Consider the following 24,237-nt stretch of genomic DNA (forward strand, 5'->3'; position numbering starts at 1 on the left):
AGAAGGGGTGAGTTTAGATAATCAAAAAAGGAAAGGCTATTAATCTTTCCCTTCGTTGCCCGACCTGAATTATTTTCTAACCGATTCCCGGAGCATCTTCATCAGCTTTCTGATATAAACAGGTGAACATTGCTATTCCTTGTTACTACACCCTGTTTATATAATGGTATCATTGATCTGCAACCGGTATCCCTTACCATGTACATTTACAAGCTGTATCGACGTATCACCCTCCAGTTTTTTTCTGAGTTTTGAGATGAACACATCCAGGCTCCGTCCTACAATTACGCCTTCATCTTCCCATATTTCTTTTTGAAGCCTCTGTCTTTCAATAAGATTGCCGGTAGCATCGGCAAATATTTTCAGCAGTTTATTTTCCTTGGGCGTAAGTTCTGTTCTAATACCCGAAATAGTGATTTGCCTTTTTCCCGGTTCAAATAAAGTATCACCGATCTTCAAAACACCTGGGTTCGTATCTGCGGTTGTACCCCTCGACCGCCTTGTTCTGATGGGTCGCACAGCCAGTAACCCGATAAAAGCGAAAACAGATAATCCGCCTATCAGGTATGCTTTGGGTATAGGGGTAAAAGCCGTGTGCTGAAAACTGATGTTGATAAGGTAACAGGCACGCGGTTGCCTGCGGCCCAAACAGGGTACAATATTGTTCTGTTTTTGCTGAAAGATGCCGTAGCCAAATAAAATATCCTTACCCGAACAGTTCAGTACATTCACGATATAATCTTTTGCAAGCGGATCTTTCGCCAGTGACTGCCTGATGATCTTAACCAGGGAATCTGTTTCAAAACTAAATTCATTTTCAAACCGTATCTGGTATTCATCCGCGGCTATTTCCTGTACGGGTAATACCCTCGAAGTACTGTCGCCCGCATGCAAGAGTAGCTCATGCCCGATATTCCTCAACAGTATCTGCCGTTTGGCAAGGTCAAAATTTTCATTACCCGTAAAACCGAATGCTGCACAAATGACTGTAACTGTCAGCAGAAAAAGGAGTGGCATCAGGTAACGCCTCTTCTTTGCAGGATATATCGTATCGTCTTTTATGGCCATTACGCAGAATTTACAATGTTTACATTTTAATTTACCATATTAATAGCATCGGATACAGCAGGTGAAAGTAGTTTGCTCTTTCAAATGTAAACGCTATGATAAATAAAGTTACTACCACTCTTGTATTAATGATGCTGTTCCAGACCCTTGCCTGTACACAGCAGGTGCAGCCAGGCTGGCAACTCGATGTTCAAAAAAGCAAAGTTTTGTGGAATACCGGAAAGACGATGGGCGGTCATTACGGTTATTTCCTTTTTCAGTACGGCCATTTAGCGTTTTCAGCCAAAGGCGAACCTGAACGCGGAACCTTCTATATGGATATGAATAGCATCCGCACAACGGATAACCCCAACGAGGCAGAAGGAAAAAAGAAGGATGCAGAGTTAAGAGAAAGCGATTTTTTTGCTTCGGACCAGTATCCAATAGCGACCATGCTGGTAAATAAAATTACCCGGATCGGTTCATCTACAGACTATACGGTAGCGGGAGAGCTTACCATAAAAGGGATTACGCAGCCAATCGAATTTAAAGCTACCATTATCACAAAAAACAAGACCTGCCACATTACTGCCAATGTTCACATAGCGCGCCAGTTATGGAAAATTCATTCAAAACCACAAACGGGTGCTACTGATTTTTTATCAGGCATCAAAGAAAAACTGGTACCGGATATTCATGTTTCACTGGATATTGTGATGAATCAATAAAGCTTAACCGGCATGTTTAGCTGAGAGTGTTCCAATACTGATTTTTTACGCTCTGACGCAGTTGTTGGTCGCCTGACCACGGGTGTTCGGAAGAAAATATCCTTCGTCGCAATTTCCGATCTAAGATCGGAATACTCCTCAGGATGACGAACGAACAGGGCGAATACAGCGGATTGATTGGCGAAGCCAATTAATCCGCTGTATTTCTACTTCATTTATTAGTCATCCTGAGGAGCATTAATAACCGCAGGTTATTATCTGCGACGAAGGATATTTTCTTCCGAACACCTGTAGTCGCCTGACCAACAACTTCACGATATTAAACAATAAAAAAAGCGGAAGACTTTCATCTTCCGCTTCGTTGCCCGACCTGGATTCGAACCAAGACATACTGAACCAAAATCAGTTGTACTACCCTTATACTATCGGGCAATCCGACCCCTTCATTTCTGAATGGGGTGCAAAAATAAGGGGACAGGAGAATTGTTCCAAATTTTTTAACTAGGAGAGAGGAGGAAATAAGAAATAAGGAATAGGAAATATGAAATAGGAAATAAGAAAGGGGGGTATTCTCCTCCACTTCCTTATTTCCTATTTCCTATTCCTTATTCCTCCGCTTCTTTGAGTGCCTTAATAAGGTCCAGCGCTTCCGCCACCACATCGCACATAATGGTGATGAGCGAGCCGGGTTTGGCGGTGTTGTAGGCGTGCATAATGGCTTCTTTCTCGTTGTAAATGATGGTGAGGGGTATGTCTTTGCCCTTGGTATCATTGATGCCTTCCACCAGCAGGTTCACAATTTCTTCGGCGGTACGGCCACGCAGGTTTTTGTCCTGGCGGATGATGATTTCATCAAAACTACGGCCCGAAATACGACCCAGTTCACGGATATCTTCATCTCTGCGGTCGCCTGTACCGCTGATGATGCCCACTTTGGGGTGACCGTCCATCTTACCCACAAAATCGCAGAGCAGCTCCAGACCGGCCGGATTATGCGCAAAATCGACCAGGAACTTGAAATGTTTAAACTCAAACAGGTTCAGTCTGCCCGGGGTTTGAGAAGGAGAGGGTACAAATGTGGTTAGTGCCGTTCGAATATCTTCTATACTGATGTCTTTAAACAGGTAAGTAGCCAGTACAGCCGGTAAAGTGTTCATGATATTGTGAATGGCTTTACCACCGTAGGTAATAGGTATCTCACTCACTTTAATGACCCGAATCTTCCAGGTGCCTTTGAGGATGGAAACATAACCGTTTTCAAACACCACTGCATAACCACCTTTTTTACAATGTTCCTGTATGCGTGGGTTGTTTTCATCCATGCTGAAATAAGCCACATTACAACTGAGCCCCTTGTGCATATTGTACACCAGGTCATCATCGGCATTCAGAATGGCAAAACCATGGTTAAAAGTGGTTTCGGGTATTACGGCTTTGGCGCGGGCCATCTGTTCGAGCGAATCAATACCACCCAAACCCAGGTGATCGGCCGTAACATTGGTTACAATACTCACATTACAGTTTTGGAATGCCAGACCCGATTTTAATAAACCACCTCTGGCACATTCGAGAACGGCAAAATCAACCGTAGGATCACGCAATACAAACTGGGCACTCAGCGGACCGGTACAATCGCCCTTCATCATCATCTGGTTCTGGATATATACACCGTCGCTGGTGGTATAACCCACTTTGCGTCCGGCTGTTTTACAGATATGGGCCGTGAGACGGGTAGTGGTGGTTTTCCCATTGGTACCCGTAACGGCAATAATCGGAATACGACCATCTGAACCCTGCGGAAACAGCATATTAATAACAGGTTCGGCCACATTGCGTGGCAAACCTTCGGCCGGTTCAATATGCATACGGAAACCAGGTGCTGCATTTACTTCGAGCACGGCACCGCCGTTTTCGAAAATGGGGGCGCGCAAATCGGGCGCCATGATATCGATACCACAGATATCGAGTCCGATGATTTTGGCAATGCGTTCTGCTAAAACAATATTGATGGGATGCACTTCATCTGTAACATCAGTAGAAGTACCACCGGTGCTGAGGTTGGCAGTAGGTTTCAGCAATACCTGTTCGCCTTTGGCGGGAACGGTATCCAGCGAATATCCTTTTTCATCCAGCATTTTCTGGGTGAACTGGTCCATGGTAATTTGTGTGAGCACTTTTTCATGACCATAACCGCGACGTGGATCTTTATTGGTTTCATCGATCAGCCATTGAATGGTATGTTCACCATCGCCAATCACAGAAGCAGGTGTGCGCAATGCAGCGCAAACAAATTTGTAATTGATGACCAGCACACGAAAATCAACACCGGTAATAAATTTCTCTACAATCACCGAACGGCCATATTGTTTAGCAGCTTCAAGCGCTTTAACGGCCTGCTCCCAGGTGGTGATATTGGTGGTATTGCCCTTACCATGATTACCATCAATGGGTTTGATGACAAGTGGGTAACCATATTTGGCTACGGCTTCTTCCAAACCTGCTTCGGTACGAATAACCGTTCCTCTCGGCACCGGAATTTCAGCGGCTTCAAGCAGGTTTTTGGTTTCTTCTTTGTCGCAGGCAATATCTACCGCAATATTCGATGTGGTACTGGCAATAGTGGCACGTATACGTTTCTGGTGAACACCATAACCCAGTTGCACCAGGCTTTGTTTGTTCAGGCGGATATAGGGAATACCACGTTTGGCCGCCTCATCCACAATACAACCGGTAGAAGGGCCCAGCCTGGTATCTTCACGGATTTCACGTAAACGCTGAATGTCTTCCGACAAATCGTAAGTAGTTCCGTCTACCAATGCCTGTGCTATTTTTACAGAAGCTTTTGCGGCATATACACCAGCATCTTCTTCCATATAATTAAATACCACATAGTATTCGCCTTCTTTACCCGTGCCGCGTGTTCTGCCGAATCCGCAATTCATGCCGGCAAGCGTTTGTATTTCAAGGGCAATATGTTCGATGACATGTCCCATCCAGGTACCTTCTTTAACCCTTTCAAAAAAGCCACCGGGCTTGCCTACACTGCAACGATGCGAATACATGGAGGGAAAGAGGGTTTCGAGGCGGGATAGAAAACCGTCGATGGTATTGGTAGGTCGTTGTTCCAGTTCTTCCAGATCGAGTTTCATCTGGATCAGCTTGGGTCTGCGAACACTCCAATAGTTTGGACCACGTAATATTTTAATCTCTTCAATTTTCATACAGTTGGTTTGATTTGGCTGCTATTTATACACAGTAAATACCCATTGGGCAGGATAAGAAATATAATGTTATTTGCAATAAAGGCTTACATCCTTTTAAGCAAAATGAAACAATTGGCCTTAGAAAAAAAGCGTTAAGAAATTTACGTAGTGAAGCGTTAAGCAAAGGATGATGTTTGGCTCTATTCCAAAGATCAAGGGCAGTCACGTTCAATCATTGAACAAAAGTGCGGCCTTAGGCTTCATCCTTTGTAGCGCAACGAAGTAAATTTTAGCTTTTTTTCTACAGCCTTGATTTTTTTTGTTACTTTTTTTCATCAAGGAAAAAAAGTAAACGGAGGGTTAGCTACTACTAAAGCCGGTTTCGCACTAAAAATACCTAATCCCATTTGAAATATAGTACATTTTCGAATAAGACTTAGCCGTTGAAATCACTTATTTTTGTTAGGAACGAATTTAAAGGGCATGAGTATTCCAAAAGGCAAGCTGATCGCTATTGGCGGTGCAGAAGATAAAGGAACGGATCTGGAAAAGGGAGAAGTTCATCGTAATAACCTCAATTTTTTTGAGCTGGGTATCCTCCGCAGAATTGTGGAAGAAACAGGCGGTACCGATTCTCGTATAGAAGTCATCACCACCGCATCTACCATACCACAGGAAGTAGGAGAGAATTATGTACATGCATTCAGTAAAATTGGTTGCACCGATATTGGCGTGATGCATATACGCAACCGCGAAGATGCCATGCGTGCAGATTATGTACAACGCATCCGCAACTGCGATGCCGTGATGTTCAGTGGAGGTAACCAACTTCGATTAACAGCCATCTTCGGCGGCACCAGTTTCCTGAAAACCATTCACGATCGTTACGAACATGAAGCTTTTGTTATTGCAGGTACATCAGCCGGCGCTATGGCCATGAGCAATACCATGATCTATGAAGGCAATGCCACTCGCGCCCATTTAAAAGGCGAAGTAAAAATTACCACTGGTCTGGGTTTTATGGACAATGTAATTTTTGATTCACACTTTGAAAAACGGGGTCGTTTTGCCAGACTGGCACAGGCAGTATCGGCCAACCCATCCTGTATTGGTATCGGACTGGGAGAAGATACCGGTATGCTCATTACCCGTGGTAACAGAATGGAAGCCATTGGAAGTGGACTCGTAATCATTGTTGACGGGCATGAAATAAAACACAGTAATATGGCAGATATCCCCGAAGGAAATCCGATCACCATCGAAAACCTGAAAGTTCATTTCTGCGCCAAAGGCAATGGCTACCTGGTAAATGAAAGAACTTTTGTAGAACAGATGGGAACGGCGACGACGCCTGTGATGACGGATGTGTATTGAGAGAAGCTAATAGCTAATAGCCGTTAGCCATTGAGCATAACCCATAAGTTACAACCATGAACAAACTCATACTACTTACCCTCTTCATCGCTGCACTGTTTATTTTATCTTCTTTTCGTTCAGACAAGAAAAAGAAAGTCCTTTTTTTTGGTGATTCGATTACTGAGCTGGGTGTAAAGCCCAATGGCTATATCCGTGTAATAGAGGATATGATTCGTACAGAAGATAAGGTTACACAATATGAATTAATTGGTAAGGGAATTGGTGGTAACAAAGTATACGATCTCTACCTGCGCATGGAAGATGATGTACTGAAATTACAACCCGATATTGTGGTAATATACATTGGTGTGAACGATATCTGGCACAAAAGCATGATGGGTACCGGCACCGATTTCGATAAGTTTGGAAAGTTCTATACAGCACTGGTAAAGAAATTACAGGTGGCCGGTATTAAAGTGATCCTCTGTACACCAGCCGTTATTGGTGAAAGACACGATAGCAGCAATCCGCAGGATGGTGAACTGAATCATTACAGCAACTGGATCAGGAAATTTTCGACAGACAATCAATTGCCGCTGGTTGATCTGCGTTCCATCTTTCTCAACTACAGCAAAGCAAACAATCCCAATAACCTCGATTCAAAAATACTTACCTACGATCGTGTACACCTGAATGATGAAGGCAATAAAGTGGTGGCGGAAGCGATGTGGAAAGTGATTAAGAAAGTGAGTGGTGAGTAGTCAGTAGTGAGGGTAATTCTGCCAGCCTTGCTGGCGAAGCAGAGAGGCAGGGTTAATAATTCTGTGTTTCTCAGTGCCTTCAGTGGCATTTAATTGCCACTGAGTACACAGAAAACCACAGAGAAAGATGAATAAATTTCAATGTTCAAAAAATAATCATGAAACGTTTTTTCTACCTGATCCTCTTCTTTGCATGTGGTATCGTATATTTTAGTTGTTCAACATCAGGTAAGGAAACACTTGCATCACAGGAAGGTTTTTTAGAAGTGAATGGAGGCAAAATCTGGTATAAGGTTAGGGGTGGAAGTGGTGTACCTGTTGTAATGCTGCATGGTGGTCCCGGTTTCACGAGTTATTATCTTACGGCTTTGGCCGATTCCATTGCGAAAGATCGTCCCGTTATCATTTTCGATCAACTGGGTTGTGGCCGCTCCGATAAAATGAGCGATACCAGTCTGATGAATATGCAACATCATGTTGACCAGGTAACCGCCTTATTAAAACACCTGCATATAAACAAGTTCGATCTTTATGGTCATTCTTTTGGTACCATGCTGGCGATGGATTTTTATTTGCAACACCCGGAAAATATCCGTTCTGTTGTACTGGCAAGTCCATGTATACGCACCCGGACATGGGTAGAAGATGCAGGAATACTCATGCAGACTTTACCTGATAGTACACGTGAAGTTTTACAGGCCATGAGTAAGGGTTTGAAGACAGATTCTTTGCAACTGGCAAATGCACTTACCCTTTATTACAATAGTTTCTATAATCGCACACAACCCTTATCGCCTTATGTTGACAGTTCATTAAAAAACCAGGCACTCAATGTGTACAGGCATATGTGGGGACCAGAAGAATTTGTAGCTACAGGTAACCTGAAAGAGTATGACCGGACAGCAGATCTTAGTAAGCTGAAAGTTCCCGTGTTGTTTACCGCCGGACAATTCGATGCCGCACGTCCTGCTACAGTCATGTATTATCAAAGTCTGGTACCCGGTTCATCTTTTGCTGAAATAAAAGGAGCCGGTCATTCTACCATGACAGATAATATTGATTCAGAAATAAGAGCCATTCGACAATTCTGGAGAAGTATACAGATTAAATAGCCTTCGGGGCAAAATAGTAGGAAAGTCCGGGAGTCCGGAAGATGGAGTTCTATTCTCTATAGATAATCAAAACACATACGCAAACCTCCGTGCAACTCCGTGCTTTACTCCGTGTCACTCTGTGGTTTTTTTTACCACTGAGTTTCACAGAGTGGTGTACGGAGTTGCATGGAGGTGGTACTATTATTGTTTACATCCGGCATTAGACATCCGACATCAGCAATCTTTCTCCCCGACTCACCACTTTAACAACACCCGCTGAATATGCGCTGAAATCTCCTTTGCCTTCTGCATGATCATAAAATGATTGCCTCCTTCAATAATAATATCGGGTTGTACAAATGATAAGGGGAGTAATTTGTCGGCATTGCCGTGTATATGAAATACAGGGGCATTGATCATTTCATTCTTCCAGTTTACCAGGGCATTGATGGCCCACTGGTTAAAACCCTGTGTGGTATTGCGGATGATACTTTTTAATCGCTCTTTCTGGGCATGGGTTCTTACCCCAAAAAAGAAGCCCATCAGTCGATCGCTGTTGGCAACGGATTGAAGTGGTAAAACTTTATGCAAAGGAACATAATGGCAGACCCTGAAATAGGGGGGAAGCTCTTTGGATGTTTTAGCGCTTGAAACAAGTATGAGTTGTTGAACAGGAATAAGTTTGGCGATTTCCATGGCCATCATACCTCCAAAAGAAAGACCAATAATAATAGGGTTGGGTGTTGTAATCCGGTCAGCCATGCGTTGTGCATAAGCTTGGATGGATTCTTTCGGAAGTGGTTCCATCCAGTTTAAATAAACCCTTTCCACACCGGGTAAATCTAACCCAATGAAAACTGATTCATCGGCCCCGAGTCCTGAGAGGAAATAGATTTTCATGTTATTATTAAGTCTGAAAAACCACAGAGTTGCACGGAGTACGGCACGGAGTTACAAAGCGTTTACCACTCACTATTGACCATTGCCCATTGACCATTCACCATTGACCATTCACCATTCCCTCACTTCGCCACCACCAAATAATAATTCTTCTTCCCTTTCTGTATCAGCAAATATTTTCCCTGGAGCAGATCGGTTGCATCGAGGGTGGTTTTATCGGGAGAGATCTTTTCTTTGTTCAGCCCTACACCTCCGGATTGCCACATTTTACGGGCTTCGCCTTTACTGGGGAAAATATCCGTTTCAGCCAGAAAGCTGATCAGATCATAACCGGCCTCTAATTGTGTTTTGTTGATTTCTACAGTAGGAACGCCTTCGAGTACCTGTAATAACTGTTCCTCATTCAGACTTTGTAAAACCTCAGTGGTGGCATTGCCAAAAAGAATCTCAGAAGCTTTAACCGCAAAATCGTAGTCGGCACGGCTGTGAACAAAGCAGGTAAGTTCTTCAGCCAGCTTTTTCTGGAGTGCACGCTGATGAGGAGCTTCATCATGTGCTTTGATGAGGGCATCAATTTCTGCTACAGGTAACAGTGTAAATATTTTGATCCAGGTTTTGGCATCATCATCGCTGGCATTCAGCCAGAACTGGTAAAACTGGTAAGGAGATGTTTTTTTAGGATCGAGCCATACATTGCCCTTTTCGGTTTTACCAAACTTGCCACCATCCGATTTCCGGATGAGCGGACATGTAAAAGCAAATGCTTCACCACCTGCTTTTCTGCGGATGAGTTCGGTACCGGTGGTAATATTACCCCACTGGTCGCTGCCACCCATTTGCAGTTTGCAGTTTTTGTTTTGGTAGAGCCAGTAAAAATCATAGCCCTGTATGAGTTGGTAAGTAAATTCGGTAAAACTCATGCCGGTCTCGCCTTCCAGTCTTTTCTTCACACTGTCTTTGGCCATCATGTAGTTCACAGTAATATGCTTACCGGCATCACGAATAAAGTTCAGGAAGCTGATACCCTTAAACCAGTCATAGTTATTCAGCATTTCTGCTGCATTGGGTTTGGAGGGATCAAAATCAAGGAATTTCTCTAACTGTTTACGCACACCTTCCTGGTTAAATGCCAGTATTTCTTCACTCAACAGATTACGTTCTTCACTTTTTCCGGTAGGGTCGCCAATCATGCCTGTGGCACCACCCACCAGGGCCATGGGTTTATGTCCGGCTCTTTGTAAATGCACCAGTAATAATATAGGCACCAGGCTCCCGATGTGCAGACTGTCCGAGGTAGGGTCAAAACCAATATATCCCGAAACCATTTCCTTGTTCAGTAATTCTTCTGTGCCGGGCATAATATCCTGAATCATCCCTCTCCAGCTCAGCTCTTCTATTAAGGTCATTGCTTGTTGTTTGCGGCAAAGATAGTATTTGGTGAATGGTCAATGGTCAATGGTCAATAGAGAATCGCGAATCTTTTTTTGAATTCCTGACATCAATTCACCATTCACCATTCACCATTCACTAATTTTGCTTCATGCGAAAAGTAGGCGAAGGCACCCGAATGCTGAATTTCTTTATTGATACATTGATCATCTTTATATTGGCATTTGCCTTTAATAAGTTCTGGATGTTCCAGGTACGTTATTGGGGTTATCCCTATCTCAATTTTGGCTGGATATTTTTCGGGATGATGTTTGTCTACTACAGCTTTTTTGAAATCATCTTTCAGCGAACACCGGCTAAATGGTTCAGTTATACCATAGTGGTCAACAAACAGGGTGGGAGAGCTGCCATCTGGCGCATACTCCTGCGCAGTCTTGCCCGTATCACCATCATCGACCTCTTTTTCATCCCCTTCCTCGGCCAACCCCTGCACGATTGGGTGAGTGGAACAGAGGTAGTAGAGAAATAAGGAACGGAGAAATAGGAAATAGGAAATGAGAAAGTAGGATTTGTCCTATACTTTCTCATTTCCTATTTCTTATTCCTTATTTCTTATTTCTCCGTTTCTCCTTCGGCTTCTTTCCAAAAACGAAATCCTCCTCCCCGGTAATCGCTTACTTTTGTGGCTTATATAAACAGGTATGGCAAAGATTGGCATTAATATAGCAACCGGCAGTCTGCAGCAGGCAGAGATGATCGTGGGTATTGATCTCGGAACCACCAATAGTCTGGTGGCCATTATTCATCCGGAAAGTAAAGTGCCGGTGGCATTAAAGGAGTTTAATACCAGCAGTCTGGTACCAAGCGTGGTGCATTTCGATGCTTTTGGTAATGCCGAAGTGGGAGAAGGAGCCAGACAATACCTGGAAACAGATCCGGCCAATACCATTTTCAGCGCCAAAAGACTCATGGGCAAAAGCTACCATGATGTCGAAACCCATGCCGACTTCTTCTCTTATAAAGTAATTGACGATGATACGGAGAGCCTGGTGAAAGTACAGGTAGGGGATAAATTTTATTCACCAATTGAACTTTCTTCATTCATTCTCAAAGAGTTAAAGCAGAGAGCTGAACATATACTTAAAACGCCGGTGACCAAAGCCGTGATCACTGTGCCTGCTTATTTCAACGATGCCCAGCGACAGGCCACCAGAGATGCGGGCAAGCTGGCCGGACTCGACGTGCTGCGTATTGTAAACGAACCCACCGCTGCAAGTCTGGCTTACGGACTCGGTATGAATAAGGAAGAAGAGAAAACCATCGCAGTATACGACCTGGGAGGGGGAACATTTGACATCTCCATCCTCAAAATATCGAATGGTATTTTTGAAGTATTAAGTACCAATGGCGATACCTACCTGGGTGGCGATGACTTCGACAGAGCGATTGTTCAGTATTGGTCTAAAAAAGAAGGTATATCTGATAATGATTTGAAAATCAACAAACAACTATCTCAATCGTTAAGACTTAAAGCAGAAGAAGCCAAGAAGCATCTAAGTGCTCATGATGTTTTCAAAACCGATCTTAACGGCGATATATTGGAGTTGACTAGGGCTGAATTGAACGCGTTGGTTAGCCCCCTGATTGAAAAAACAATCCATTGTTGCCAGCAAGCCCTGAAGGATGCCGGGTTGAAAAAACAGGAGATTGATACCATCGTAATGGTAGGAGGCAGTACCCGGGTACCTGCTGTGAAAGAAGCGGTGAGTGCTTTCTTTGGCCGCCCTGTAAACGATGAGGTAAATCCTGATGAAGTAGTGGCATTGGGAGCGGCAGTTCAGGCCGATATTTTGGCGGGAAACAATACCGATTTTCTGCTGCTGGATATAACTCCCCTCAGTCTGGGTATTGAAACCATGGGTGGATTGATGGATGTATTGATTCCCCGGAATGCCAAAATACCCACCCAGGTTGGCCGGCAGTACACCACCCAGAAAGACGGACAAAGCGGGATGCGCATATCTGTTTTCCAGGGAGAGCGCGATCTGGTAAAAGACAACCGGAAACTGGCAGAGTTTAGTCTGACAGGTATTCCCGGAATGCCGGCCGGATTGCCTAAGGTAGAAGTGCAATTTTTAATTGATGCAGACGGCATATTGATAGTGAAAGCCAAAGAGTTACGCAGCGGTGTTGAGCAGAGTATTGAAGTAAAACCTCAATACGGATTAACCGACCAGGAAGTGGAACAGATGCTGCTTGATAGCATTACCCATGCCAAAGATGACATGATAACCCGTGCACTGGTAGAAGCCAGAACGGAAGGTGAACAGATACTGGAAGTAACGGAAAAGTTCATGACCAAGAATCCGGAATTGTTGTCGAAGGAAGAGGTTTTGCAGACAGCCAACGCCATGCAGGCTTTACAATTAGCTTTAACTATGGATGATAAAAACATGATTCACAATAAAATAGAAGAGTTGAATGAAATAACCAGACCCTTTGCTGAGCGTGCCATGGATCAGGCAGTGGGACAGGCGCTGAAGGGGAAAACGGTGTGAGTGGGGGAAGCGTGAATGGTCAATGGTCAATGGTGAATCGTGAATGGAAAAATTTAGTGAGTAAGCAATAACCTCAATCGAAACAAAGTCCTCCTTATTGACCATTGACCATTGACCATTGACCATTGACCATTGACCATTGACCATTGACCATTGACCATTGACCATTGATCATTCACCCCCTCTTCATCATTCTCTCAATATATTTCCCGAGTATATCAAATTCAATGTTCACAGTTGTGCCCTTGTTCACCTGTTGAATACTGGTATGCTGATAGGTATAGGGAATGATGGCTACTTTGAAACGGTCTTTGCCCACTTCGAAACAGGTAAGGCTGGTACCATTAATGGCCACAGAACCCTTTTCAATCACCAGATGTGCTGATGCTTCCGGAATCTGAAACAGGAATTCCCAGCTACCGTCTTTTTCTGTTACTTCGATGCAGGTGGCGGTACAGTCAACATGCCCCTGAACAATATGTCCATCGAGCCGGCCATTCATCAGCATACAGCGCTCGAGGTTAACGGTTGATCCAGCTTGCCAGCCCGCCAGGTTGGTTTTTTTCAGGGTTTCCTCAATAGCGGTAACCCGGTGGGTACCATCGGAAAGGGCATCAACGGTGAGACAAACGCCTTCATGACTTACGCTCTGGTCAATCTTCAACTCTCCTGAAATGGGTGATTTGATCCAGAAACTGATATTGGAGCCATTTTTCTCCAGGGAAACAATTGTTCCCATTGCTTCAATAATACCTGTAAACATGGCTGCAAGTTAAATGTCAGATGTCAGATCTCAGATGACAGATTTGAAAATCTGCCATCTGAGATCTGACATCAAAAAATTTTAAAAGTATTTGTGTATTTATGATCATACTCCTATCTTTGCACTCCTAAAAAACACCCGAGGAGGTATAATCGTTATGCTTATTATTGATTCAAAAGATTGCGAAAACATCGACAAGGCGCTCAAGAAGTACAAAAAGAAGTTCGAAAAGAGCAAAGTTCTGTTACAACTGAGAGAGCGTCAGGCATTCACTAAGCCGTCTGTTAGACGTCGTGGTGAGGTGTTGAAAGCCATCTATAAGCAGCAAATCGCTAGCGGAAAGATCGAGGGATAATCCTTCTTTCGAATCAGAATATATTCAGTAGCCTGAGTTTTGTAACTTTAGGCTACTTTTTTTATGTCCCAACCCAGGTATCCCGTCATACAACCCTTTCTCGATCATCTTCGCTTCGAGAAGCGATATTCACAACATACCCTTATTTCTTACCAGAACGACCTGGAGCAGTTTTTTGCTTACCTGGAAAGTCAGTTCGATTCGCCTGATGTTCCTGCCATTACAGCGATGTTTATCAGGAGCTGGCTGGCCGAAATGAAGGAAGAGGGGCTGGAAAGCCGTAGCCTGAACCGGAAGATATCATCGCTCAAATCATTCTTCAAGTTCCAACTCAAAAACGGAGTCATACAGCAGTCGCCCATGACTACAATTGTATCTCCCAAACTCAATAAAAGGTTGCCGGTGTTTGTGGAAGAGAAAGACATGCAAACGCTCTTCGATTATGTGGAATTTTCCGATGACTGGAAGGGTAGAACCGAAAAACTGGTATTGCAATTGTTTTATAGTACCGGCATGCGTTTAAGTGAGCTGATTCAGTTAAAAGAAAGTCAGGTAGATGATTCACTGAAACAGGTAAAAGTGCTTGGAAAAGGCAATAAGGAGCGAATTATTCCGGTATCTGCAGCGCTGGTACAATTATTAAGGGCCTATATAAAAGATAAACCGGTACAACAGGAAGAACGGGATCCAAAATTGTTCCTTACTGAAAAGGGGGAGCCGTTGCAACCCAGGCAGGTATATCGTTTTGTAAAACAGCACCTGGCCAGCGTAACGACCATTCAGAAGAAAAGTCCACATATACTCCGTCATAGTTTTGCCACCCATTTAATGAACAACGGGGCCGACCTAAATGCCGTAAAAGAGTTATTGGGGCATAGCAGTCTGGCGGCCACACAGGTGTACACCCATAATACCATCGAAAAACTCAAAGAAGTGTTTAAGAAGGCACACCCGAAGGCTTAGGGGGAAGACCGGAACTCGGAAAGTCAGAAAGCCCGGAACCAAGAGGGTAGGCATAGATGTGTTTGAGTTTGATATGTTTTTTATTGATAGGCAGGTGCTTTTCCGGCTGCTATTTCTACCTGTTTATTTTTCTTCTAAATCTTTCTAAAAATTCAGTTGTTTATTTCTTTTTTCCATTGGAAAGGTTTAACTTGTTAATCATAGAAAACGGGGTAAAACCCGGGACTAAACCCTCAGCAAATAAGTTCTTTCACATAATTTTTTCACCGATTAAACGTGAGTTGCTATGAACGTTAACATTCAAACCGTGCACTTCGATGCAGATGACAAATTGGTAGAGTATGTATCACGTAAACTTCAAAAGCTGAACACTTTTCACGACAGGATTCTGAAAGTGGATGTGTTCCTGAAGCTCGACAATGTGGTACACACCATTAAAGACAAGATTGCGGAGATAAGGGTGCATGTTCCGAGGCATGATTTTTTTGTGAAGGCCTCGTCAAAGTCATTCGAAGAGTCATTCGATTCCGCCATGGAGTCCATTGTTTCACAGATCAAACGAAAAAAAGAGAAATTAGCAGCCTAAAAAATTACCCAGCCCCGGCCCCAAAAGCCGGGGCTTTTTTTTGGCTGCAAGCCACAAGCTACTAGCTTCCAGTAGGAAAAAAAGCTAGTAGCTAGCGGCTGGCAGCTAGAAGCTTTTTTCCTCCTGTGAATAACTACCTGAAAATTTTCCAACCAAAATTTTGCTGAATTAAGTTTTCCATTACCTTTGCCATCCCAAAAACGGGTAGTTCTTTGTATTGTGTAGAATGAATGGCATGAAAAATGGCAGGGTCAATTCCCGATTTTCATCTAAGCATTTCTCGCAAACAAACAAGCCGAAGTAGCTCAGTTGGTAGAGCATCCCGATGCAATCGGGAAGGTCACGGACCTTTAAACGAAATATCAAGGAATAACTAGGTAAACAAACAAGCCGAAGTAGCTCAGTTGGTAGAGCAGCTGATTTGTAATCAGCAGGTCGCGGGTTCGAGTCCCATCTTCGGCTCAGTTCTTTTAAAATTGATGTTTTATAGGTTTGGGATAATAATACTGTTATTTCCTTTGCATAATGTATCAATTACGGGCAGATGGCCGAGTGGTTAAAGGCGACAGACTGTAAATCTGTTCTCTCACGAGTACGTAGGTTCGAACCCTACTCTGCCCACAGGACAATTTGAAAATTTGAGAATTTGAAAATTTGAAAATGATCATATTGTAGATTTTTAGTAAGTTCTTTTAAAACATTTGAAACCTGCTAATTGAAAACACGAAGTGTTTCTCCAACATTTTCAAATTTTCAAATTAACTAATTTTCAAATTTAAAAGCGGGAGTAGCTCATTTGGTAGAGCGATAGCCTTCCAAGCTATAGGTGGCCAGTTCGAGCCTGGTCTCCCGCTCATTTTTAAGTTCTTTAAAAACAACAGCTTAAAGAGTTTTAAAAAGCCGTTGTAGCTCAGTGGTAGAGCACTTCCTTGGTAGGGAAGAGGTCGTGAGTCCGATTCTCACTAACGGCTCAAGTGTAGCATGAAAAGTGATCCGCAGAGCGGATAAACAAAAAATAAACAAACGGCGAAAGCCATTAGATTTTTAAAACACAACTAAAAACCGATAAAAATGTCTAAAGAGACCTTTAAGAGGGAGAAACCTCACGTAAACGTTGGTACCATTGGTCACGTTGACCACGGTAAAACAACCCTGACTGCTGCCATTACGGACATCTTATCTAAGAAAGGTCTGGCACAGGCTAAAAAGTATGATGAGATCGATGGCGCTCCTGAAGAAAAAGAGCGTGGTATCACCATCAATACTGCACACGTAGAATATCAAACTGCAAATCGTCACTATGCGCACGTTGACTGTCCAGGTCACGCTGACTATGTGAAAAATATGATTACCGGTGCTGCTCAGATGGACGGTGCTATCCTGGTTGTGGCTGCGACTGATGGTCCTATGCCTCAAACCAAAGAGCACATCCTGCTGGCCCGCCAGGTAGGTGTACCTCGTATTGTAGTATTCATGAACAAGGTTGACCTTGTTGATGATGTGGAATTATTGGAACTGGTTGAAATGGAAATCCGCGAATTGCTGACTTCTTACGGTTTCGATGGTGATAACACTCCAATCATCCAGGGTTCTGCTACTGGCGCTCTTGCTGGCGAAGCTCAGTGGGTTGCTAAAGTAGATGAACTGATGGAAGCGGTAGATACTTACATTCCATTGCCTCCCCGCCCAATCGACATGCCATTCCTGATGTCTGTGGAAGACGTATTCTCTATCACAGGTCGTGGTACAGTTGCAACTGGTCGTATCGAGCGTGGTATCATCAAAGTAGGTGAAGGTGTTGAGATCGTAGGTCTGATGGAGTCTCCATTAACTTCTACTGTAACAGGTGTTGAAATGTTCAAAAAACTGTTGGATGAAGGTCAGGCAGGTGATAACGCCGGTCTGCTGCTCCGCGGTATTGAGAAAAAAGATATCCGTCGTGGTATGGTAATCTGTAAGCCAGGTTCTATCACTCCACACACTGACTTCAAAGGTGAAGTTTACGTATTGAGCAAAGAAGAAGGTGGACGTCACACGCCATTCTTTAACAAATACCGTCCTCAGTTCTACTTCCGTACTACGGATGTAACCGGAGAGTGTACTTTACCTGAAGGAACAGAAATGGTAATGCCTGGTGATAACATCGGTCTTACTGTAAAACTGATCCAGCCGATCGCTATGGAAAAAGGTCTGAAATTCGCTATCCGCGAAGGTGGACGTACCGTAGGTGCCGGTCAGGTTACTGAAATTATCAAATAAGCTTAAAGCCACAAGCTTTTAGCTTCAGCAAATAGGTTTTTAACTATATTTGCATACATAATCTAAAAGCTGTCTCGACTCGTCGGGATAGCTTTTAGCTTTCTACGGGCATAGTACAACGGTTAGTATAGAGGTCTCCAAAACCTTTGATCTGGGTTCGAATCCTAGTGCCCGTGCGAATAATTTGAAAATTAGGTAATTTGAAAATTTGAAAATGAAGTTGTTCGCGTTGCTTCGCAACGCTGGATAAACGATATTTTCAAACTCAAATATCATCCTTTACACAAGGAAATAATTTTCAAATTCTCAAATTCTCAAATTTTCAAATTGTACAAGTGAACAAAATCGCCACATACTTCAAAGAGAGCTACCGTGAGCTGATGGAGAAAGTGACCTGGCCAACCTGGTTACAACTCCAACAAAGCACCGTTATTGTACTGGTAGCCACCGTTATCATCACCGCGATGGTTTGGGTGATGGACTTCTCCAGCAACCAGTTGCTGAAGTTGATTTACTCATTATTCAAGTAAGAGAACATGGAAGCATCAGTAGTAGATAATAACGCTGTTGAGACCACTGAAAACAATCAGCCGGAGAATACCAAATGGTATGTTCTGCGCGTGGTGAGTGGTAAAGAGCGTAAAGTGAAAGAATACCTGGATAAAGATATTATTCGCAGCGGCTGGCAGGAAATCATCAAACAGATATTCCTCCCCATGGAGAAAGTATATAAAGTGCAGAACGGTAAAAAAGTAATGCGCGAAAAAAACTATTTCCCGGGTTATGTGATGATGGAAGTATTGAATGGTAAACTGAATGATGATATCGTTCAGCATATCAGCAATATCAGCAACGTAATGCACTTCCTTACCGATGGTAAAGGTTCTAAAGGCAATATCATTTCTTTACGTAAAAGTGAAGTAAATAAAATGCTGGGTAAAGTAGATGAAATGAACGACCAGGGTGCAACCATGAGCGAACCATTCATCATCGGCGAAACCATCAAAATCATTGAAGGTCCATTCAACGATTTCAATGGTGTGATCGAAGAAGTAAACGACGAAAAGAAAAAACTGAAAGTGACCGTAAAAATCTTCGGTCGTTCAACTCCTGTAGAACTCAATTATATGCAGGTTGAGAAACTTAGTTAAATTCCTCAACGATATTTCAAAAGGCCGTCCAACAGGACGGCCTTTTTGTTTTGTTAAAAGAGTAGTAAATTCAACCTGATAATAAAATATATTGTCATGAAAATTTCGCGCACCTCTTTACGAATGCTGGTAATTGTACTGGTAGTATTGTTTCTGGCTTCTATCTCTTTTTTTGTAATTACTAGCGAAATGTCTGAGCCTGTTGATAATACCCTGAGTGGTATTGAAGAAGCAAAGCAGGAAGACTTAAAACATTGCTTGCTGCTGGAGAAAAATGAAGCTTATTATATTGCCCCGGGTAAAAAAATCAAAATTGAATATGCTGATCTGAAACAGGAACTGACAAATAAAACAGATTTGCTACAACAGCCAACCGTCAATATTATCTGTACCAAAGAAGCCAGATATCAGCAAATTGTTTCAGTGCTGGATTTTATGGCAAAGAAAAATATCAGATCTTACCAGTTGTTAAAAATTTAAAAACGTATCTGTCTTTTAATATTAATTGAGTATGTCAAAACCCATCTATCCATGCATCTGGTTTAACAACAATGCGCAGGAAGCTGCTGCATTTTATTGTGATGTGTTTCATGATGCCAACATGCTTGAATCTAATCCCATTGTTACAAGATTCAAAGCAGGAGGGTTGGTATTTATGTTACTCAATGGTGGCCCGAAATACAAAACCACACCCGCTGTTTCCTATTTCGTGTATTGCAATGGAGAAGCTGAAATCGATCGGTTATATGCATTGCTTAAAGATGGTGGTACTGTATTGATGCCGATTGATCAATACGACTGGAGTCCACGTTATGCATGGGTGCAGGACAGATTTGGTGTAAACTGGCAGCTGGATGTGGAAGAGATCAACAACGAACAGAAAATAGTACCCAACTTATTATTTGTGAATGAAAAGAATAAGAGTGTAAGAGACGCAAGAGATTTTTACATAAAGACCTTTTCAAACAGTATGGAACTGATGGATATGCCTTATCCACCGGAAGCGGGAATGGGTAACGGAACTTTGTTGTTTGCACAATTCAAACTCAATGGCTTTATCATGAATGCCATGAGTAGTGCTATAGAACATGATTATGATTTTACACCGGGGAATTCATTTGTGGTAGAATGTGATGACCAAAAAGAGATTGATTATTTCTGGGAAACACTGGGTGCTGGCGGTCGTTACGATATGTGTGGCTGGCTGGCCGATCAGTATGGCATTTCCTGGCAGATTGTGCCATCCATTCTTGCTCAACTCATGCAGGATAAGGAAAAAGGGCCGAGGGTCATACAGGCTTTTCTGAAAATGCAGAAATTTGATATACAGGCATTGCTGGAAGCGTAATACCTATTCAAAAACATCATAAGCAGGAAGCTCCGAAATGGTCCAGCTTCCTTCTTTGATTTCCTCTTCTAATTGGCCGGGATCCCAGCCAGCATAACCAATCAGTAAACAGATATCTTTTGCTGATAAGGTCTCGTCTTTGAGGTGTGCAAGTACCTGCTGAAAATCGCCACCATAATACACGCCGTCTTTAATAGCCAGACCGCCTTCAATCAGATCCGGGCGGCGGTGTAAAAAGAAAAGATTCTCCTGGTCAACAGGGCCACCGATATAAAGTGGAATAGGTGGGTAGCTGGCAAATTCTGTCAACTCATTCAGGTTCTTCATCAAAGGCAGATGTGCAATAAACCCAACAGCGCCGTTGTCGTTCTGTTCTACAATCAGAATAGGGGTGTTTTCAAAGTTGGGATCATTGATGTCGGGTGCACTGGTGATGATTTTTCCAAAAAGGGATGACATGAATTTGGGCTTATTTGTTGAATAAAATTAACTGAAAATCTTCCAGTATCTGATAAGTTAGTTAAAAGAAGACATCCTAACTTAGTAAATCATAAAATGAGGGTATGAAATTTTATACAACCATGCCGGTATCGCTCAAACCTTTTTTCAAACAAGCTTTGGTTGATTATGCAACGGCCTTAAAGAGAAAAGAACTGCATGAAGCATGGCATCACCTGGAAAGAGCGCATGTAATCGGGCAGCGTTACCCATATCATCATAGCCTGGTACACTGGAAGATGCTGCTGTTTGGCTGCCGCATCAAAAGTATAAAAGAGGTTATTGGGCAGGTGCCGCGTTTATTGGTAGGAGGGGTAAAGTCGTTTGTTGGAACCATACCCGTTGGTAATACGGGTGGCGCCAATGTGCCGCCGATGCGATCCATGCCTGTTCAGCCTGAAATACAGGAGATATTCAGAAGAGCGGGTGTAGCTGTCCCGGGTGATTTAACAATATTATGACCAGCGGCGGTTTGTATTCCATCCGGCATTTGTATTTTTACAGTTCATCAATTGTTTATTCATTCATTGAAACTTCCCAAATAGTATGAAAAAATTATTCAGTTTAGCCATTGCGTTATGCACGTTTATGTTGGTTCAGGCCCAGCCTCCACAAGTACCTGCTGAAGCCGGTGCCAAATTTGGAAAAGCCACTACTGCCGATAATGCAGTATCTATTGACGAGTTTGTAAAAGTGATGTCTACCAAAGAAGAAGGAAAACCCCATGAAGCCAAAATAGTAGGTGTTGTAACCGAAGTTTGTCAGAAAGAAGGTTGCTGGATCAAAGTGCAATCACCTAATGGTAATATGATGGTGAAGATGAAGGATCACAAATTTGCTGTTCCGGTAGTATTGAATGGCAAAAAGATTGTTATTGATGGTGTAGCCACTCAAACCACTACTTCTGTAAAACAGCTCAAACATTTTGCCGAAGATGCTGGTAAAAGCAAAGAAGAAATCGCCAAAATCACCGAACCCAAAAAGGAGATCGTGATTCAGGCAGCAGGGATATTGGTATTGTAGGAAAGCTGCTGGCTGCTAGCTTCTAGCTTCCAGTTAAGATAGCAGTGTTAGACAACAATAAAAAGGTGGGCATTCTAATGTCTCACCTTTTTATTTATTGATTATCAATTATTTATAAGTTGTTTTACTAAAAGCTAGAAGCTAGTAGCGAGCAGCCAGCAGCTTTTCTGCTCTTTTTCTTTGAAATCCCACACCTGCTCCTTACCTTTGCCGCCCCAAAAGTTCTTTTTTCGAAAGAATGATTGAGTTTGGGAGTCCCGATAAAATCGGGACGTTATAACCAATTAAATCAAAAAGCAATGGCCAAAGAAATCACCGGCTATGTGAAGTTGCAGGTTAAAGGCGGTCAAGCCAATCCAGCACCTCCCGTAGGTCCAGCCCTTGGTTCGAAGGGTATCAACATCATGGAGTTCTGTAAGCAGTTCAATGCCAGAACCCAGGACAAAATGGGTAAAGTAGTTCCCGTTTTGATCACTGTATACGCTGATAAGTCATTCGACTTCATCATCAAAACCGCTCCGGCTGCCGTTCAGTTAATGGAAGCAGCAAAAATCCAGAAAGGTTCTAAGGAAAGCAATCGTCAGAAAGTAGGTAAAGTAACCTGGGATCAGGTTGAAGTTATTGCTAAAGACAAGATGTCTGACCTGAATGCGTTCACCCTTAACAGCGCCATGAGCATGGTTGCTGGTACTGCACGCAGTATGGGTTTAACTGTAGAAGGAAAAGCCCCCTGGGAAAACAATTAATTTATTCACCTTTTAATCTGTAAAAAATGTCACTGACTAAGAAAAGAAAAGTAGCAGCAGCAAAGGTGGATAAGACGAAAGCTTATTCCCTGAAAGAAGCCTCTACACTTGTAAAAGAAATCAACTGTACCAAATTTGATAGCTCTGTTGACCTGCATATTCGTCTGGGTGTAGATCCTAAGAAAGCAGACCAGCAGGTTCGTGGTACCGTTTCATTACCACATGGTACCGGTAAAACCAAAAAAGTACTGGTACTTTGTACGCCAGATAAAGAAGCATCTGCAAAAGAAGCTGGTGCTGATTTTGTAGGTCTGGATGAGTTCATCACCAAAATTGAAGGTGGATGGACAGATATCGACGTGATCATCGCTACACCAGCCGTAATGCCAAAAATTGGTAAGCTCGGTAAAGTGTTAGGTCCACGTAACCTGATGCCCAATCCTAAAACCGGAACAGTAACCAATGATGTTGCTGCAGCGGTAAATGAGGTGAAGGGTGGTAAGATCGCCTTTAAGGTTGATAAAGCAGGTATTGTTCACGCTTCTATCGGACGTGTATCATTTGCTCCTGAGAAGATTGCAGAAAACAGTGCTGAACTGATCAATGCAATCATCAAACTGAAACCATCTTCTGCCAAAGGTATTTACCTGAAAGGTGTGAGCATGGCCAGCAGCATGAGCCCCGGTATCGCTTTAGACACCAAATCATTAATGAACTAATTCCTGGTGATCCTTACTCGCCTTAGGCGAGTTGGAAATGACCTGGGTTTTTAAAAAAGATCAGATATGACAAAAGATCAAAAAAATGAGGTGATCGAAATTCTGAAAGAGAAATTCGCTCAATACAATAACTTCTACATCACCGATACAGAATCGCTGACTGTAGCACAGGTGTCATCTTTGCGTCGCACTTGCTTTGATAAGCAGGTGGAGATGAAAGTGGCCAAAAACACCCTGATCCGTAAGGCTCTTGAGTCTTTGGATGCAGAAAAATATGCAGGTGTGTATGAGTCTCTGAACAATGTAACTGCATTGATGTTCTCAGAGAATCCAAAAGAACCAGCATTGATCATCAGCTCTTTCCGTAAATCAAGCAATGGTGAAAAACCAGTATTGAAAGCAGCATTTATCAATGGTGATATCTACACTGGCGATAACAACCTGAAAACACTTACCCAGATCAAGACGAAGAATGAACTGATCGGTGAAGTAATCGGATTGTTGCAGTCTCCTGCTAAACGTGTACTGGCTGCATTATTGCACCACCACGAGAAGCAAGCGACAGCGAGCGCAGAATAATTTGAAAATTCGGGAATTTGAAAATTTGAAAATGGAGAACCATTTCAATATTCCAAATGCCAGACTTTCAAAATAAATTGTGTTAACTGAAAATTAAGGGGTTTGCTCATTTTCAAATTTTCAAATTCCCAAATTTTCAAATTAATAAGGATCAAATTTTTTTAAACCATCCGCCGGACTCTTACAGGGAATGAAGGCGGAAAAAATTGAA

25 protein-coding genes and 6 tRNA genes are annotated in these 24,237 nt (G+C 42.8%); 24 read left to right on the forward strand and 7 right to left on the reverse strand.

What is annotated here, in order from left to right:
- Positions 1 to 156: 156 nt before the first annotated feature.
- Positions 157 to 1,068 carry a winged helix-turn-helix domain-containing protein gene (locus ACH3Z1_RS14765; RefSeq protein WP_490822761.1) on the reverse strand — a complete coding sequence of 304 codons (912 nt, stop codon included), beginning with the start codon at positions 1,066 to 1,068 and terminating at the stop codon, positions 157 to 159.
- Positions 1,069 to 1,163: 95 nt separating this feature from the next.
- Here ACH3Z1_RS14765 and ACH3Z1_RS14770 point away from each other — a divergent pair, with 95 nt between their 5' ends.
- Positions 1,164 to 1,775 (forward strand): YceI family protein, encoded by a 612-nt coding sequence (locus ACH3Z1_RS14770; RefSeq protein WP_490822762.1) that lies wholly within the window; start codon positions 1,164 to 1,166, stop codon positions 1,773 to 1,775.
- A 361-nt stretch (positions 1,776 to 2,136) separates the two neighbouring features.
- Here the strand turns inward: ACH3Z1_RS14770 and ACH3Z1_RS14775 are convergent.
- A tRNA-Gln gene (locus ACH3Z1_RS14775) sits at positions 2,137 to 2,207 on the reverse strand.
- Positions 2,208 to 2,380: 173 nt separating this feature from the next.
- Positions 2,381 to 4,996, reverse strand: a complete 2,616-nt coding sequence (cphA, locus tag ACH3Z1_RS14780; protein WP_490822763.1) for a cyanophycin synthetase — start codon at positions 4,994 to 4,996, stop codon at positions 2,381 to 2,383.
- A gap of 465 nt (positions 4,997 to 5,461) precedes the next feature.
- Here cphA and ACH3Z1_RS14785 point away from each other — a divergent pair, with 465 nt between their 5' ends.
- From ACH3Z1_RS14785 to ACH3Z1_RS14795, 3 genes are all read left to right on the forward strand, one after another.
- Positions 5,462 to 6,352 (forward strand): cyanophycinase, encoded by an 891-nt coding sequence (locus ACH3Z1_RS14785; protein ID WP_490822764.1) that lies wholly within the window; start codon positions 5,462 to 5,464, stop codon positions 6,350 to 6,352.
- Positions 6,353 to 6,408: 56 nt separating this feature from the next.
- Complete coding sequence (locus ACH3Z1_RS14790) at positions 6,409 to 7,095, forward strand: SGNH/GDSL hydrolase family protein (RefSeq protein ID WP_490822765.1); 687 nt, start codon at positions 6,409 to 6,411, stop codon at positions 7,093 to 7,095.
- Positions 7,096 to 7,253: 158 nt separating this feature from the next.
- Positions 7,254 to 8,207, forward strand: a complete 954-nt coding sequence (locus tag ACH3Z1_RS14795; RefSeq protein ID WP_490822766.1) for a proline iminopeptidase-family hydrolase — start codon at positions 7,254 to 7,256, stop codon at positions 8,205 to 8,207.
- A 237-nt stretch (positions 8,208 to 8,444) separates the two neighbouring features.
- Here ACH3Z1_RS14795 and ACH3Z1_RS14800 read toward each other — a convergent pair whose 3' ends face one another.
- Positions 8,445 to 9,089 (reverse strand): alpha/beta fold hydrolase, encoded by a 645-nt coding sequence (locus ACH3Z1_RS14800; protein ID WP_490822767.1) that lies wholly within the window; start codon positions 9,087 to 9,089, stop codon positions 8,445 to 8,447.
- A gap of 122 nt (positions 9,090 to 9,211) precedes the next feature.
- Positions 9,212 to 10,495 (reverse strand): tyrosine--tRNA ligase, encoded by a 1,284-nt coding sequence (gene tyrS / locus ACH3Z1_RS14805; RefSeq protein ID WP_490822768.1) that lies wholly within the window; start codon positions 10,493 to 10,495, stop codon positions 9,212 to 9,214.
- 134 nt (positions 10,496 to 10,629) lie between these two features.
- Between tyrS and ACH3Z1_RS14810 the strand changes: the two genes are divergently transcribed.
- Positions 10,630 to 11,007 carry an RDD family protein gene (locus tag ACH3Z1_RS14810; RefSeq protein ID WP_490822769.1) on the forward strand — a complete coding sequence of 126 codons (378 nt, stop codon included), beginning with the start codon at positions 10,630 to 10,632 and terminating at the stop codon, positions 11,005 to 11,007.
- Between the two features lie 172 nt (positions 11,008 to 11,179).
- Positions 11,180 to 13,036, forward strand: coding sequence for a Fe-S protein assembly chaperone HscA (gene hscA, locus ACH3Z1_RS14815; protein WP_490822770.1), 1,857 nt, complete (start codon positions 11,180 to 11,182; stop codon positions 13,034 to 13,036).
- A 175-nt stretch (positions 13,037 to 13,211) separates the two neighbouring features.
- Here the strand turns inward: hscA and ACH3Z1_RS14820 are convergent, their stop codons facing one another.
- Positions 13,212 to 13,799 carry a riboflavin synthase gene (locus ACH3Z1_RS14820; RefSeq protein ID WP_490822771.1) on the reverse strand — a complete coding sequence of 196 codons (588 nt, stop codon included), beginning with the start codon at positions 13,797 to 13,799 and terminating at the stop codon, positions 13,212 to 13,214.
- 157 nt (positions 13,800 to 13,956) lie between these two features.
- On the opposite strand from ACH3Z1_RS14820, the gene rpsU reads away from it, so the two are divergent.
- From rpsU to ACH3Z1_RS14885, 13 genes are all read left to right on the forward strand, one after another.
- A complete protein-coding gene (gene rpsU / locus ACH3Z1_RS14825) occupies positions 13,957 to 14,154 on the forward strand; it encodes a 30S ribosomal protein S21 (protein ID WP_133475437.1) in 198 nt (65 codons plus the stop codon).
- Between the two features lie 63 nt (positions 14,155 to 14,217).
- Positions 14,218 to 15,117: a tyrosine-type recombinase/integrase gene (locus ACH3Z1_RS14830; protein ID WP_490822772.1), complete on the forward strand. Its 900-nt coding sequence runs from the start codon at positions 14,218 to 14,220 to the stop codon at positions 15,115 to 15,117.
- A gap of 286 nt (positions 15,118 to 15,403) precedes the next feature.
- Positions 15,404 to 15,703: a ribosome hibernation-promoting factor, HPF/YfiA family gene (gene hpf / locus ACH3Z1_RS14835; protein WP_490822773.1), complete on the forward strand. Its 300-nt coding sequence runs from the start codon at positions 15,404 to 15,406 to the stop codon at positions 15,701 to 15,703.
- A gap of 389 nt (positions 15,704 to 16,092) precedes the next feature.
- Positions 16,093 to 16,165: transfer RNA gene (locus ACH3Z1_RS14840), tRNA-Thr, on the forward strand.
- Positions 16,166 to 16,241: 76 nt separating this feature from the next.
- A tRNA-Tyr gene (locus ACH3Z1_RS14845) sits at positions 16,242 to 16,324 on the forward strand.
- Between the two features lie 160 nt (positions 16,325 to 16,484).
- Positions 16,485 to 16,557: transfer RNA gene (locus ACH3Z1_RS14850), tRNA-Gly, on the forward strand.
- A 45-nt stretch (positions 16,558 to 16,602) separates the two neighbouring features.
- Positions 16,603 to 16,674, forward strand: a tRNA-Thr gene (locus tag ACH3Z1_RS14855).
- Between the two features lie 100 nt (positions 16,675 to 16,774).
- Positions 16,775 to 17,962 (forward strand): elongation factor Tu, encoded by a 1,188-nt coding sequence (gene tuf / locus ACH3Z1_RS14860; protein WP_490822774.1) that lies wholly within the window; start codon positions 16,775 to 16,777, stop codon positions 17,960 to 17,962.
- A 104-nt stretch (positions 17,963 to 18,066) separates the two neighbouring features.
- Positions 18,067 to 18,138 (forward strand) — tRNA-Trp (locus tag ACH3Z1_RS14865).
- Between the two features lie 159 nt (positions 18,139 to 18,297).
- The gene (secE, locus tag ACH3Z1_RS14870; RefSeq protein WP_295206534.1) at positions 18,298 to 18,492 is read left to right on the forward strand and encodes a preprotein translocase subunit SecE; all 195 of its coding nucleotides are present in this window, start codon (positions 18,298 to 18,300) and stop codon (positions 18,490 to 18,492) included.
- A 6-nt stretch (positions 18,493 to 18,498) separates the two neighbouring features.
- Positions 18,499 to 19,113: a transcription termination/antitermination protein NusG gene (gene nusG, locus ACH3Z1_RS14875; protein WP_490822775.1), complete on the forward strand. Its 615-nt coding sequence runs from the start codon at positions 18,499 to 18,501 to the stop codon at positions 19,111 to 19,113.
- Between the two features lie 96 nt (positions 19,114 to 19,209).
- Positions 19,210 to 19,593: a biopolymer transporter ExbD gene (locus ACH3Z1_RS14880; protein ID WP_490822776.1), complete on the forward strand. Its 384-nt coding sequence runs from the start codon at positions 19,210 to 19,212 to the stop codon at positions 19,591 to 19,593.
- A gap of 31 nt (positions 19,594 to 19,624) precedes the next feature.
- Positions 19,625 to 20,461 (forward strand): VOC family protein, encoded by an 837-nt coding sequence (locus tag ACH3Z1_RS14885; RefSeq protein ID WP_490822777.1) that lies wholly within the window; start codon positions 19,625 to 19,627, stop codon positions 20,459 to 20,461.
- A gap of 3 nt (positions 20,462 to 20,464) precedes the next feature.
- Here the strand turns inward: ACH3Z1_RS14885 and ACH3Z1_RS14890 are convergent, their stop codons facing one another.
- Positions 20,465 to 20,920, reverse strand: a complete 456-nt coding sequence (locus tag ACH3Z1_RS14890) for a YqgE/AlgH family protein (RefSeq protein WP_490822778.1) — start codon at positions 20,918 to 20,920, stop codon at positions 20,465 to 20,467.
- Positions 20,921 to 21,024: 104 nt separating this feature from the next.
- Here ACH3Z1_RS14890 and ACH3Z1_RS14895 point away from each other — a divergent pair, with 104 nt between their 5' ends.
- The 5 genes from ACH3Z1_RS14895 to rplJ all read left to right on the forward strand — a co-directional run bounded on the left by ACH3Z1_RS14895 (position 21,025) and on the right by rplJ (position 24,026).
- Complete coding sequence (locus ACH3Z1_RS14895) at positions 21,025 to 21,420, forward strand: DUF3703 domain-containing protein (RefSeq protein WP_490822779.1); 396 nt, start codon at positions 21,025 to 21,027, stop codon at positions 21,418 to 21,420.
- A gap of 85 nt (positions 21,421 to 21,505) precedes the next feature.
- Positions 21,506 to 21,982, forward strand: a complete 477-nt coding sequence (locus ACH3Z1_RS14900; protein ID WP_490822780.1) for a DUF4920 domain-containing protein — start codon at positions 21,506 to 21,508, stop codon at positions 21,980 to 21,982.
- 299 nt (positions 21,983 to 22,281) lie between these two features.
- Positions 22,282 to 22,728 carry a 50S ribosomal protein L11 gene (rplK, locus tag ACH3Z1_RS14905; protein WP_294990403.1) on the forward strand — a complete coding sequence of 149 codons (447 nt, stop codon included), beginning with the start codon at positions 22,282 to 22,284 and terminating at the stop codon, positions 22,726 to 22,728.
- 26 nt (positions 22,729 to 22,754) lie between these two features.
- Complete coding sequence (gene rplA, locus ACH3Z1_RS14910) at positions 22,755 to 23,447, forward strand: 50S ribosomal protein L1 (RefSeq protein WP_490822781.1); 693 nt, start codon at positions 22,755 to 22,757, stop codon at positions 23,445 to 23,447.
- 66 nt (positions 23,448 to 23,513) lie between these two features.
- Positions 23,514 to 24,026, forward strand: coding sequence for a 50S ribosomal protein L10 (gene rplJ, locus ACH3Z1_RS14915; protein ID WP_490822782.1), 513 nt, complete (start codon positions 23,514 to 23,516; stop codon positions 24,024 to 24,026).
- Positions 24,027 to 24,237 lie beyond the last annotated feature (211 nt).

This window comes from Sediminibacterium sp. FW305-C-49, assembly GCF_058231085.1.